This window comes from Rhodanobacter thiooxydans, assembly GCF_030291135.1.
Classification (GTDB): Bacteria; Pseudomonadota; Gammaproteobacteria; order Xanthomonadales; family Rhodanobacteraceae; genus Rhodanobacter; species Rhodanobacter thiooxydans_A.
The window spans coordinates 2,304,251-2,317,293 of record NZ_CP127409.1 but is presented as its reverse complement, the minus strand read 5'-3'; the positions used below and the strand labels follow the sequence as shown (position 1 = coordinate 2,317,293).

The 13,043-nt window shown below is 67.6% G+C and carries 9 protein-coding genes; 4 read left to right on the top strand and 5 right to left on the bottom strand.

The genetic code is table 11. From position 1 onward, the window contains the following. Positions 1–14: 14 nt before the first annotated feature. The 4 genes from QQA13_RS10655 (at position 15) to QQA13_RS10640 (ending at position 3,772) form a co-directional block, all read left to right on the top strand. On the top strand, positions 15–752 hold the full coding sequence (locus QQA13_RS10655) for a YggS family pyridoxal phosphate-dependent enzyme (protein ID WP_108472454.1): 738 nt from the start codon (positions 15–17) through the stop codon (positions 750–752). Between the two features lie 182 nt (positions 753–934). Next, positions 935–1,636: a C40 family peptidase gene (locus tag QQA13_RS10650; RefSeq protein ID WP_108472455.1), complete on the top strand. Its 702-nt coding sequence runs from the start codon at positions 935–937 to the stop codon at positions 1,634–1,636. 137 nt (positions 1,637–1,773) lie between these two features. Next, complete coding sequence (locus QQA13_RS10645) at positions 1,774–2,391, top strand: rhomboid family intramembrane serine protease (RefSeq protein WP_108472456.1); 618 nt, start codon at positions 1,774–1,776, stop codon at positions 2,389–2,391. A 25-nt stretch (positions 2,392–2,416) separates the two neighbouring features. Further along, positions 2,417–3,772: an amino acid permease gene (locus tag QQA13_RS10640; RefSeq protein WP_108472457.1), complete on the top strand. Its 1,356-nt coding sequence runs from the start codon at positions 2,417–2,419 to the stop codon at positions 3,770–3,772. A 47-nt stretch (positions 3,773–3,819) separates the two neighbouring features. Here QQA13_RS10640 and rapA read toward each other — a convergent pair whose 3' ends face one another. From rapA to QQA13_RS10615, 5 genes are all read right to left on the bottom strand, one after another. Beyond that, complete coding sequence (rapA, locus tag QQA13_RS10635) at positions 3,820–6,660, bottom strand: RNA polymerase-associated protein RapA (RefSeq protein ID WP_108472458.1); 2,841 nt, start codon at positions 6,658–6,660, stop codon at positions 3,820–3,822. Positions 6,661–6,873: 213 nt separating this feature from the next. Further along, positions 6,874–8,997, bottom strand: coding sequence for a M13 family metallopeptidase (locus QQA13_RS10630; protein ID WP_108472459.1), 2,124 nt, complete (start codon positions 8,995–8,997; stop codon positions 6,874–6,876). Between the two features lie 118 nt (positions 8,998–9,115). Beyond that, positions 9,116–10,948, bottom strand: coding sequence for a M14 family metallopeptidase (locus tag QQA13_RS10625; RefSeq protein WP_108472460.1), 1,833 nt, complete (start codon positions 10,946–10,948; stop codon positions 9,116–9,118). Further along, positions 10,945–11,622 carry a DUF502 domain-containing protein gene (locus QQA13_RS10620; RefSeq protein WP_108472461.1) on the bottom strand — a complete coding sequence of 226 codons (678 nt, stop codon included), beginning with the start codon at positions 11,620–11,622 and terminating at the stop codon, positions 10,945–10,947. The genes QQA13_RS10625 and QQA13_RS10620 overlap by 4 nt, the downstream gene beginning before the upstream one ends. A gap of 345 nt (positions 11,623–11,967) precedes the next feature. After that, positions 11,968–13,029 (bottom strand): tellurite resistance/C4-dicarboxylate transporter family protein, encoded by a 1,062-nt coding sequence (locus QQA13_RS10615; protein ID WP_108472462.1) that lies wholly within the window; start codon positions 13,027–13,029, stop codon positions 11,968–11,970. Positions 13,030–13,043: the final 14 nt, after the last annotated feature.

Genomic DNA, 13,043 nt, shown 5'->3' with positions numbered 1-13,043 from the left:
GCGATCGTCGGGCCATGAGCACGGATACCGGCTGGCTGGCCGACAACTGGGCGCAGGTCCGCCGCCGCGTCGATGCGGCGTGCCGCGAGGCCGGCCGTGACCCGGCCGAGGTGGCCATCCTGCCGGTCAGCAAGACCTTCGGCCCGGAGCTGATCCGGGCCGCGGTGGCACTGGGCATGCGCCGCTTCGGCGAGAACAAGGTGCAGGAGATCCGCGACAAGGCGCCGGCGCTGGCCGACTGCGACATCGACTGGGTGATGATCGGCCACCTGCAGACCAACAAGGCGAAAGACGTGGCGCGGCTGGCCAGCGAGGTGCAGTCGCTGGACCGGCTGGAGCTGGCCGAGGCGCTGGATCGGCGGCTGCAGCACGAAGGCCGGGCGATCGACGTGCTGGTGCAGGTGAAGACTTCCGTCGAGCCCAGCAAATACGGTCTCCCGCCTGAACAGCTACCCGCTTTCCTGAATACGCTGCGCGGCTACGACACCATGCGCGTACGTGGCCTGATGACCCTGGCGATCCACTCCACCGACCCGGCCGAGGTACGTGGCTGCTTCCGCCTGCTGCGCGAACTGCGCCATCAGGCGGTGACACAAGGCCATGATCTGACAAGACTTTCCATGGGCATGAGTGGTGATTTCCCGCTCGCCATCGCCGAGGGCGCGACCGAGGTGCGGATCGGCACGGCGATCTTCGGCAGCCGGCCCTATCCGGACGCGTATTACTGGCCGGAGCCCCCGGTAGGGGTGTAAGCGAAGTAAAATCAAATAGTTGGATGAAATGTGCGCCCCGTCTCCGTTTTTTGAAACGATAGGGTTCAGTTAACCTCGATCCAACAACTACGCGCCCCCTTCTTGTTAAGTTCACTACTTCGTCACGTCGTCTGCTTCTGCTGGGCGGCTAATCCTGTGAACAACAAGGGATTTTTTCCAGCATGCCCATCAAGCAACTGACCGCTGCCGCCGCGCTCATCTCCGTGCTGCTGGTTTCCGGTCCGCTTCAAGCCAGGAACCTCCCTGCTTCCACCGCCATCGGCAGCTCACCGGTTGCCCACCTCGATTCGCCACTGCTGGGTCAGCTGCCCGTCTTCAACCCGGCGGCTGCACTGGCGCAGTCCGTGCTTCCCGACGCCGCGGCGGTGCTCGCCGTTGCCGCGACGGAACCGTCGGCCGACGTCGCCGCCGCAGACGAACAGGATGCCGCCACGGCCGCTGCCAGCGCGAACATCACCGACCTGCGCAAGTCGCTGATCGCGATGGCGATGAAGCTGCGCGACACACGCTATGTGCGTGGCGGCCGCGACCCTTCCACCGGTTTCGATTGCAGTGGTTTCGTCCGCTACGTGTTCGCCCATGCGGTCGGCATGCAGTTGCCAAGCAATTCCGCGTCGCAGTTCCTGGCAGGCCTCAAGGTCAAGCGCGCGGACATGCAGCCGGGCGACCTGGTGTTTTTCCACACCCACGGCAAGCGGGGCATCTCGCATGTGGGCATCTACATCTCGAACGGCCGCTTCATCCATTCGCCGTCCGCCGGCAAGTCGGTGGAGATTTCCAGCCTGAGCGAAGGTTACTGGGCCAAGCGTTTCGCCGGTGCCAAGCGTCCGGAGGCGATGGCGCAGGTGGCCAGCAAGGGCTGACCTGACCTCGCCGGTTGGTGCGCCAAGCCGCCGCAAGGCGGCTTTTTGCTGGCCGTAGCGGATGAACGATCGTCAGCGGGTGCGGTCAGCTGCGGGATGCGTCGTTATGCTGTCCTCGATTCCCTGGAAACTGCCTGATGCCTTTTGACCTGCCGCCCGTTACCCGCAACCTGCTGATCGCCAATGTGGCGGTGTTCCTGCTGCAGCAGGTGATGGGGCCGCCCCTGCTGCAATATTTCGCGCTGTGGCCGCTCGGCTCCGGCCTGTTCGGGGTGTGGCAGATCGTCACCAGCGCGTTCATGCATGGCGGCTTCACCCACATCATGTTCAACATGCTTGCGCTGTACATGTTCGGCGGCGCGATCGAGCGCACCTTCGGCGCGCGCGAGTTCACCATCTACTATTTCGTCTGCGCGATCGTCGCCTCGCTGCTGCAGCTGGCGGTGCTGTGGTTCTTCCCTCCGGCCGAGTACGGGCCCACGCTGGGCGCGTCCGGTGCAATCTTCGGCCTGCTGCTGGCGTTTGGCATGCTGTATCCGCACGAGAAGGTGATGCTGATCTTCCTGCCGATCCCGATGCCGGCGTGGCTGTTCGTGATCCTCTACGCCGCGGCGGAACTGACCATGGGCGTGACCGGGATCGAGCCGGGCGTGGCCCACTTCGCCCATCTCGGCGGCATGCTGGGTGGCCTGGTGCTGATCCAGTACTGGCGCGGGCGGCTGCCGTGGAAGCCAAAGCGGCGCCTGTTACGCTGAGCGCTTCCACGCCACGAACATACCCATGACCCAGGCCCTGCAGCGCCAGCTCACCCCGCGCCACATCACCTTCATGGCACTGGGCATGTGCATTGGTGCCGGCCTGTTCCTCGGCTCCGCCAGCACGATCCAGCTGGCCGGGCCGTCGCTGCTGTTCGCCTACCTGTTCGGCGGCACGATGATCTTCATCATCATGCGCGCGCTGGGCGAGATGGCCGCGCACGAGCCGATCGCCGGCTCGTTCAGCACCTACGCGCACAAGTACCTCGGCCCGTTCGCCGGCTACCTCACCGGCTGGAACTACTGGATCCTGATGATGGGCGTGGGCATTGCCGAGAGCACCGCGGTCGGCATCTACATGAAGGCGTGGTTTCCGGGGTCGCCGCAGTGGATCTGGGCGTTCGCCAGCGTGGCGATGATCGGCGGGCTGAACCTGATGGCGGTGAAGGTCTACGGCGAGCTGGAGTTCTGGTTCGCGCTGATCAAGGTGCTCACGGTGGTGGCGATGATCGCCGGCGGCTGCGCGATGATCTGGCTGGGCTGGGGCAACGGCGGCCAGCCGATCGGCCTCAGCAACCTGTGGTCGCATGGCGGCTGGTTCCCGAACGGCGTCACCGGCATGGTGCTGGCGCTGCCGGTGCTGGTGTTCTCGTTCGGCGGCATCGAGACGATCGGCGTGGCCGCCGCCGAGGCGGCGCAGCCGGAGCGCACCATCCCGCGCGCGGTGAACTCGGTGATCTGGCGCATCCTGATCTTCTACATCGGCTCGCTGTTCGTGATCATGGCGATCTACCCGTGGAACGAGCTGGGCACGCAGGGCAGTCCGTTCGTCACCACCTTCGCCAGGCTGGGCATTCCGCAGGCGGCCGGGCTGATCAACTTCGTGGTGATCACCGCGGCGTTGTCCAGCTTCAACTCAACGATGTTCAGCGGCAGCCGCATGCTGCACAGCCTGGCCACGAAGGGGCAGGCGCCGATGGCGATGGGGCGGCTGAGTGCGCAGGGCGTGCCGGTGCGCGGGGTGTTGGTGACGCTGGTGTTCCTGCTGTTCGGCGTGCTGATGAACTACCTGGTGCCCGGGCGCATCTTCGGCATGATGATGTCGATCCTCGCCTTCAACACGGTGTGGACCTGGGGCATGGTGCTGGTGGCGCACTGGCGCTTCCGCCGCCAGCAGCCGTCGCCGCTGGCTTTCCGCTTGCGCTGGTTTCCGCTGAGCAGCGTGGTCTGCCTGGCGTTTCTGGCGTTCGTGCTGGTGATGCTCGGCTACAGCGCGGACACCCGTGTGGCGCTGTATGTGGGCGTGATCTGGCTGGCGCTGCTGACGGTGGGCTACCGCGTGGGCGGCATCGAGCAGCGCATGCGCATGGCGTCGGCTTGAGCTGAGGGGCGCCGCAGACCTTCCCCGTACACGGGGAAGGGTGGGCTTCAGCGCAGCGCCAGGAAGTCCGCGCTGACCACGAAGCGCACCGCGTCCAGCCGCAGCCGCGACTGCGGCAGCGCGGCCAGCAGGGCGGTGCGCTCGGCGGCGATGGCGGCGATTTCCGCCGCGCTGACCGACGGGTTCACTGCACGCAGCGCCAGCAGGCGTGACAGCTCCGCATCCAGCGTCTGCGTGGCCAGCTCCACCGCCTCGTCGATGCGTGCCTGGCCGCGCGTGCCGGCCAGCGCCTCGGCGCGCTCCAGCATCGGCGGCACCAGCTTGGCGAGGAATTTGCGGTAGCGCGCCACTTCGATGTTGCGGTCGCCGGCCTTGCGCAGGGCGATCTCGCTGGGCGCGAAGTCGGCGCGCTCGGCCAGCCGGGTGTCGACGGTGACTGCGATCGGCAGCACCGGCAGGAAGCGTTCGGCGTCGAGTTTCCGGTCGGCCACGCATTCGAGCAGGAACACCGCCTGCAGCAGCGCGGTGCGCGGCGGCAGCACGTCGTCGACCATGAAGGCGGCATTGCCCTGTTCGCCGGACAGCGCCAGGTCCATGGCGCCGGCGACCAGCGGATGGTCCAGCCGCAGCAGCGGCAGCTCCTCGCGCGATAGTGCCACCTCGCGCGCGAAGGTCACCGACTGCGGGCCTTCGGCAAAGCCGGGCAGGGCGTCGGTGGACAGGTATTGCGGGTCGAGCAGCAGCACCTGGCCGCCGAGCTCCTCGGCATGGATGCCGAACGCCTCCAGCAGGCGTTGCACGAAGGCGTCGCGGCCCGGATCGTGGTCTTCGCGGGCGAACGCCTGCTGCAGCTCGTCGGCGTGCAGGTCGCGGCTGGCGGCCAGTTCCAGCAGGTGGTCGCGGCCGCCGCGGATCAGCTGCGCCATCTGCTCGTGGCTGGCGTGGGTCTCGGCCAGCAGCGCGTCCAGCTCCTGGTCGCGGTTGTCGTCGCCGCGGGCGTGTTCGTCGGCCAGCAGGGTCAGCGGCTCGCCGTAGCGGCGCAGCAGTTCACGGCCGTCGGCCGGGCTCATGCGGAACGCGTCGACGCCCTCGTCGTACCAGCGCGCCAGCACGTGCTGGGCGCTGTCGGCCACGGCGAGGATGTGGATCGCGATGTCGTGCTTCTGGCCGATCCGGTCGAGCCGGCCGATGCGCTGTTCCAGCAGGTCCGGGTCCAGCGGCAGGTCCCACAGCACCAGCCGGTGCGCGAACTGGAAGTTGCGGCCTTCCGAGCCGATCTCCGAGCACAGCAGCAAGCGCGCGCCGTCGGGCTGGGCGAAATACGCGGCGTTGCGGTCGCGCTGCACGATGCTGAGGCCTTCGTGGAAACGCGCCACGCCGACGCCGCTGCGCGTGCGCAGCGCTTCCTCCAGCGCCAGCACCTTGGCCTGGCTGCGGCAGATCAGCAGGAACTTGTCCTGCGGGTGCCGATCGAGCAGGGCGATCAGGGTGTCGATGCGCGGGTCGGCGGCGTAGTCGACCTCGATCAGCGGCGACGGCTGCTGGATGTCGGCGTGGAATTCGGCCAGCAGCGCCTGGCGCGTGCTGTCGTCGACCGTAGCCATCGGCAGCAGGTGCCATTCGGGCCGGCGCTGCGGGAAGCCGCCGACGCCGGCGCGGTTGTTGCGGAACATCGCGCGGCCGGTGCCGTGGCGGTCGATCAGCGCGGCCAGCAGCTCGCGTGCGTTGTCCGGTTTGGTCGGCTCGGCCAGCCGGGCGCTGAGTGCCTGGTCGCCGTGGAAGGCCGCGGTCAGGGCGGCGCGCTGCGTGTCGTCGAGTGGCTGGCCATCGAGCAGGCGGTCGGCGATCTTCGACAGCGCCAGGTAGCTGTCCGCCTCGGCCAGATAGCCGTCCAGATCATGGTAGCGCTGCGGATCGAGCAGGCGCAGGCGGGCGAAGTGGCCGCTGCGGCCGAGCTGTTCCGGGGTGGCGGTGAGCAGGATCACGCCGGGGATCGCCGCGGCCAGCTGCTCCACCATCGTGTAGCGCGGGCTGGCGGCTTCCGGCGACCACGCCAGATGATGCGCCTCGTCCACCACCAGCAGATCCCACGGCGCGTCCAGCAACTGCCGCGCGTACTTCGGCGAGCTTTCCAGGAAGCCGAAGTCGGCGATCACCAGTTGTTCGTCCTCGAACGGATTGCCGGCGTCGCCGGATTGCTCCAGCGCCTCGCAGCGTTCCTCATCGTAGATCGCGAAGCTCAGGTTGAAGCGGCGCAACATCTCCACGAACCACTGGTAGACCAGCGTGTCGGGCAACAGCAGCAGCACGCGCGAGGCGCGGCCGGTGGCGAGCTGGCGCGCGATGATCATGCCCGCCTCGATGGTCTTGCCCAGGCCCACCTCATCGGCCAGCAGCACCCGCGGCGGGCGCCGGGCGGCGGCGATGCCGGCCACGCGCAGCTGGTGCGGCACCAGTCCAATCCGTGCCGCGCCTAAGCCCCACATCGGCGAACGGCGTGCCTCGGCACGCCGCTTTAGCCCTTCCAGGCGCAGCTCGAACTGCGCCACGGCATCGGTGCGGCCGCCGACCAGGCGGTCGTCGGCCTGGCTCACGCTCTGCTCGTCGTCGAGCTGGCCTTCGTGCAGTTCGCGGCCTTCGCCGCGGTAGATCAGCAGGTCGTCGCGGATCTCCACCCGTTCCACCAGGAACGCGATGCCCTTGCCGGCGACGCGCTGGCCGGCGCGGAACTCGGCGCGCACCAGCGGCGCCGAGTCGACCGCGTACGGGCGCAGCACGCCAGCCCTGGCGAACAGCACCTGCACGCCGCGCCCTTCGACGCGCAGCACGGTACCGAGGCCCAGCTCGGGTTCGGCGGAGGAGATCCAGCGTTGACCAGGGACAAACATGTTTCGGCCGTCTTGCATCAAGGGCCGACGATTATCCGCCCCATGGCGCGCGCTGGGAACCGTTGCGCCGCCGCCGCGGAGGGCGGACGCTGGCACCGGTCTTGCTGCCGCCGTGGAATCCGTCGACGCCGAAACGGAAAACGCCGCGCACGGGCGCGGCGTTTCCGGGCTGGCAGGCTGACCGCCGCGGCCGAAGCCGCGACGGCCACGGACTTACCAGATCTTCACTTGCTTGTCGTCCGCACGCACCATCGCGTCGCCCGGCTTGCACCGGAACGCACTGGCGAAGGTCGGCATGTTCGACGGCGCGCCCATCGCGCGGAACTTCATCGGCGAATGCGGATCGGCGTTCAGATAGACCATCTGCGCCTTTTCGCGGATATCGCCGCGCCACACGCGGGCCCAGTTGAGGAAGAAGCGCTGGTCTTCGCTGTAGCCGTCGATCTTCTTGTCGGCTTCGGCCGGGTTCTTCTTCAGTGCGGTCTGCAGCGCGTCATAGGCGATGTTCAGGCCGCCCAGGTCGGCGATGTTCTCGCCCAGGGTCAGCGTGCCGTTGACATGCAGCTCGGGGTGGTCGGCCAACGGCGCGTAGTTGTTGAACTGGTCGACCAGCTTGCCGGTGCGCGCCTCGAACTTCTTCTTGTCCGCGTCGGTCCACCAGTTGACGTTGTTGCCGTCGCCGTCGAACTGGCTGCCCTGGTCGTCGAAGCCATGGCTGGCCTCGTGGCCGATCACCGCGCCGATGCCGCCGTAGTTGATCGCATCATCCGCCTTGGCATTGAAGAACGGCGGCTGCAGGATCGCGGCCGGGAAGTTGATCGTGTTGTCGGTCGGGTTGTAGTACGCATTGACCGTCTGCGGGGTCATGCCCCATTCCTGGCGGTCGGTCGGCTTGCCGATCTTGGCGATGTCGTACTCGTAGTTGAACTTGCTGGCCGCCTGCATGTTGGCGTAGTAGCCGTCCTTGCTGATGCTCAGGCCGTCCCAGCTGCGCCAGTGTTCCGGGTAGCCGATCTTGGGCAGGAACTTGGACCACTTGTCCAGCGCCTTGGCCTTGGTCTCCTCGCTCATCCAGTCGAGGTTCTGGATGCGCGTCTTCAGCGCGTCGCGCACGTTGGTGACCAGCTCTTCCGCGCGGGCCTTGGCCTCGGGGGTGAAGTACTTGGCTACGTAGAGCTGGCCCAGCGCCTGGCCCATCGCGCCGTTGACCGCAGTCAGCGAACGCTTCCACTGCGGCTGCTGTTCCGGCTGGCCGCGCAGGGTCTTGCCGTAGAAATCGAACTGCGCGTCCACGAACGGCTCGGACAGGGCGGTGGCGGCGTTGGAGATGGTGTGCGCCTTCAGGTAGGCCTTCCATTCGTCCATCGGCGCGCTGGCGACCAGCTTGTCGAACTCGGCGAAGAACTTCGGCTGCGACAGCGAGAAGCCCTTGTCGACGGTGACGCCTTGCGACTTGAAGAACGTGTTCCAGTCGAAGTGCGGGGTGACCTTGTTCGCCTCGGCGACGGTCGCGAAGTGGTACTGGTTTTCCGGCTTGCGCATTTCCACGCGCGGGATGGAGTGCTGCGCCAGGTCGGTCTCGAACTTCATCGCCAGCGCGGCCTGCTTGGCGGCGTCGTCGGCGCTGCTGCCAGTCATCTCGAACAGCTTGGCCAGGTACTTGACGTAGCTGTCGCGGATGTCCTTGTACTTGGCGTCGGTGTAGTAGTCGGTGGTGGGCAGGCCAAGCCCGCTCTGCTCGGTGTAGGCGATCTGTACCTTGGCGTCCTTGTAGTCGGCGCCCGAGCCGAAGGCGAACACCGCGCCGTCGCCCTTGGCGAAGGACTGGCCCAGCCATGCCGGCAGGTCCTTGTTCGACTTCAGCGCGTCGATGCCGGCGAGGTCGGCCTTGATCGGGTCGAAGCCGGCCTTGTTGCGCGCGTCCATGTCCATGCTGGAGTGGTACAGCCAGCCGATCTTCTGCTCGATCGAACCGGCCTTGGCCGCGTCGGCGTTCTTCACCGCGTCGTCCACCAGCTGGTGCTGGTCGGCCAGGCTCTTCTCGTGCAGCAGGCTGAAGGCGCCCCACACGGTCTGGTCGGCCGGGATCGGGTTGGCCTTGACCCACTTGGCATTGACGAAGCTGTTGAAGTCCTGGCACGCCTGCGCGCTGTCGCCCAGCTCGCTGACGTCGAAGATGCTCTTGCCGAGGTCGGCGGCGGCAGTGGTGCTGGCGGCGGCCGGTGCGGTGCTGGCCGGCGCCGGGGCGGTGCTGGCTGCCTCGTGCTTGCCGCAGGCGGTCAACGCCAGGCTGACGGCCAGCGCCAGCGCCAGTGGCTTCAGAAACTGCTTGGTCATGGATATCCCTCTGTGAATGATGGGTGGTGTCGTCTGGCCGCGCCGTCGGGTCCCCCCCGGAACGCGGGCATGGCCGTTCACGCTAGGCCAAACGTCATGGGTGGCACAGTGTCAAAGGTCAGGGTTGCGGCAGGTCGGGAGCGGGTGCCAAGGGTGCCAGTTGCCGCCACGCCGCCGCGTCCAGGCGCAGTACCGGGTAGGCGCCGACGCGCTGGGCGGCGTACCAGGGTGAGCGCTCGAAGAAGAACGCCAGCCGCGCGCGCGGGTTGGCGGCGAAGGCAGGATCGTCGTGCAGCTTCCGTTCGAACGCAGCCTTCAGCGCGGGGTCCTTCGCCAGCATCTCGCGCGCCAGCTGCTCGACCACACGCGGCTCGCCGTACTCCTTGGCCTCGAACACTGCGTCGAGATAGCCCCAGCGCAGCAGCGAGTCCGGCGCCTGCGGCTCCAGCAATTCGATCGCCACGTTGGCCGCGCGCTGGTCCAGCGGCACGATCGCCGAACCGGCCGGCAGGGTCACTTCACGCGGCACGGCGTGCAGGTTGAAGTCGCGCAGCATCAGGTGGCCCTCGAACGGCTGGCTGGCCCACTTCGGGTCGTCCAGCTGGTAGCCCTCGGCGCGGATCGTCAACGGGCGCTCGGTGCGGCGGTAGGCGATGCCGTGGGCATCAAGCCGGTCGATGACCGTCGTCCACTGCGCCGGCACCGCATAGGCAGCGGGCGGGGCGACCGACAGGTCCGGCAGCAGGCCGTTCCAGTTGTCGATGGTGTAGTTCTTCGGCGCGTGCGGGTCGTAATGGATCCACTCGCTGCCGGAAATGTCGCTGTGGCTCAGCGTGAAGGCGTAGCCCTTGAGTTCGAACTTCGTCGCTTGCGGATCGGGCTTGAAGTTCAGCGCCACCCGCGCGTTCGCCTCGCCGGCGCGGGCGATGGTGTCGGCGTCCGCCTTCGCGGTGGCCGCGAGCAGGGCGGCCGGCTGTGCGCCGATCTGTTCCAGCATCAGCTCGACCAGGTCGTACACGGCTCGCACGCGGTCGGCGTAGGGTTTGAGCATGTGCGTTTCGATCAGCAGCGCAGGGCGGTTCTGCAGTGCCGCGTAGCCGGTGGAGAAGCGCGGGCCGGAGCCGAAGTTCACGATGCCCTTGCGCGGGTCGCGGCCGTCCTTGAACTCCAGGTAGATCGAGGCGAGGTGGCCGCGCTTTTCATACGCGGGCAGCGCGTGATTGACGATCGCGTCGTGCTGCCACGTGCTTACCGCCGGGTCGAGCTTGTGCGGGTCCTCGGTGTACCAGGTGAGGTCGTACTGGTAGTCGGCGCCGTCGGTGGTGTGCACGTCGATCAGGAAATCCGGCAGCCACTTCTGCCACAGCTTCAGCCACGCGCGCATCTCCGGCGCATCGGCCTTGACGTAGTCGCGGTTGAGGTTGAGGTATTGCGACTGGCCGCGGAAGCCCATGCTGGCCGGGCCGTTCTGGTTGATGCGGTGGTACGGCGAGGAGTTCTCGTGGCCGTCCACGCTGAACACCGGGATGTACACCAGCACCACATGGTCGAGCAGGTGCGGGACCTTGCCGCTGACCGCGATATCGCGCAGCAGCATCAGCCCGGCGTCCTTGCCCTCGATCTCGCCGGGGTGGATGCCAGCCTGCAGCAGCACCACCGGCTTGTGCGCGGCGCGCGCGGCGGCCGGGTCGAACGTGCCGCCGGCGCTGGCGATCACCACCGTCATCGGCCGCCCCTGCGGCGTGGTGCCGAAGGTTTCCAGCCGGATCACGCCCGGCGCCGCGCGCTGCAGCCGCTCAAGGTAGGCCAGCGTGTCGGCGTAACTCGGCGTGGTGCGGAACTGCGCGGCCTCGGCCGGGGTGGTCCAGTCGGTGGTGGCGGGGCTGGTGGCGTGGACGCTCAGCGACACCACGCCGAGCAGGGCGGACCACAGGACGCAACGCAGATTCATGCCTGGTTTCCGCTTTCATCGCGGCGCAGCAGCGCCGGCGAAGCGGGCAACGTATCCGGTGCCACCGCGCCGCCGGAAATGATGAACGCCATCGCCTGGTCCATCGTCCAGTCGGTCGGCGTCAGCTCATCCACCGGCACCAGTTCCAGGTAGCCGCCCGTGGGATTCGGCGTAGTCGGGATATACACCGCCGCCATCTCGCGACCGCTGCCTTCCTCCACCATAACCCGGGTGACGAAGCCCACCACCTTCATGCCGCGGCGCGGAAAATCGATCAGCACCACGCGCTGCATGCCGCTGGGCTTGTTCTGCAGCACCGCCATCAGCTTCTTGGTGCCGCCGTAGATCGTCTGCACCAGCGGGATGCGCGCCAGCAGCGCGTCGAACGCGTCGAGGAAGCGCTGGCCGATCACCCGGTTGGCGATGAAACCGAGCAGGTACAGCGCCAGCAGCGTCACCAGCAGCGCCACGATGAAGGTCAGCCACTCCATCTTCAGCGACTCGGCCGCGTGCGGCGCCACCAGCGCCAGCCCGTTCAACAGCGCCTCCACCAGCGGCGCGCCGATCCCGGCCAGCAGGCCGAGCACGAACTTGAACACCAGCCAGGTCACCCACAGCGGGAGGAAGGTGAGCAGGCCGGTGAGCAGGTAGCGTTTGACGCGCAGGCGGGGCATGGGGTGATCCGGGTGCGGGGGATTCCGCATTGTAGGCGAGGGCGGTTTGCGCTGCGCCCTCCCACATCCGTCATGCCTGCGAAGGCAGGCATCGCACTTTGCCCTGCAACGAATACCTTTGCAGGAGCCCGCTCGCGGGCGATGCTCCTGCTTGGTGGACCATCAGAGCAAAAGCTTTCGTCTGCCTGCGGCAGCCGAGTTACTTTCTCTCGGGCAAGCGAGAGAAAGTGACTCGCCCTCCGAAGGAGGACGAAAGCTCTTGCTCTGAAAGCTCTTCGCCATGCATGCGGAAACAGCCAGGAGCATCGCGCCTGAAGTCGCTCCTGCAAGATGCGGATTGCATCGTCACCGCAACGGATGCCGCCGCCCGCCAACGCGAAAACCGCGATACCCGCGCAACAGCGCCCCGCCGGCCACCAACGCCCACACCAGCAGGCTGACATAGACGCCGACAGCCGGAATCACCCGCAGGAAATCCAGCTGCAGCGCCTGCGCCAGCGCGTAGGTGCCCACGGTGTACATGCCGATCGGGAACACGATGTCCCAGTCGTCCGTTTCGTAGCGCAGCGGCACGTGGCGCTGGCCATGGCGCCAGATTTCCAGCAACACCAGTAGTGGAATCCACCACGTTGCGGTGGCCCAGAAGAACAGAGTGAAGCCCTTCACGAACGGCAGCAGCGCGGCCAGCGCGCCGCTCGCCGGGGTGTGGATCACCAGCAGGCTGCCGGCCAGCGTGGTCACCGCCAGCGCGCCCATGTCGATCCAGTACGGCGGGGTGAACTCGCGCGCACGCAGCGGGAAGAACAGCATGCGGTAGACGACCAGGGTGATGATCAGCAGGTACAGCGCGGCACCGAGCAGGTACAGGCACAGCGCGCCGAACAGCCAGCTGGCACCGGCCGCGGGATCGTCGGCGAGCAGCAGGGTCATCAGCACCGCCAATGCCTGGGTCGCCACCACCGCGACCAGCCAGCCGCCGTTGATGCTGCGGGTGAAGCCGGGCTTGATCCGCGCGGTGATGGCGGCGGCGAGGAACAGATAGGTCAGCAGCGCCCAGGCCAGCGCTCCGGCCACCGCCAGCCCACGCGCCGCCCATGGCCAATGCACCACCAGCAGGCACTGGCTGCCCAGCACGCAGGTGGCGGCGGCGAAGGTGAGAAAGCCGGCGCCGTGGCCGGGGTGTACGAAATCGGCGACCAGTTCGTGGCGGAAGCGCGCCAGGCGCAGCAGGCTCAGTGCCAGCAGCCAGGCAAAGGCGAGCAGGTTGAGCGCAAGCAGCGCCCGCGCTACCCACGGCAGGTCGTGCTGACTAGCGTCGATGGAGACGATGCCGGTGGCCATCACCAGCGCGAAGCTGCCCGGGGCCAGATGCCGGGCGCGTTGCAGCAGGGTGTCGACCAGGGTCATGGTGCTGTCCGCAG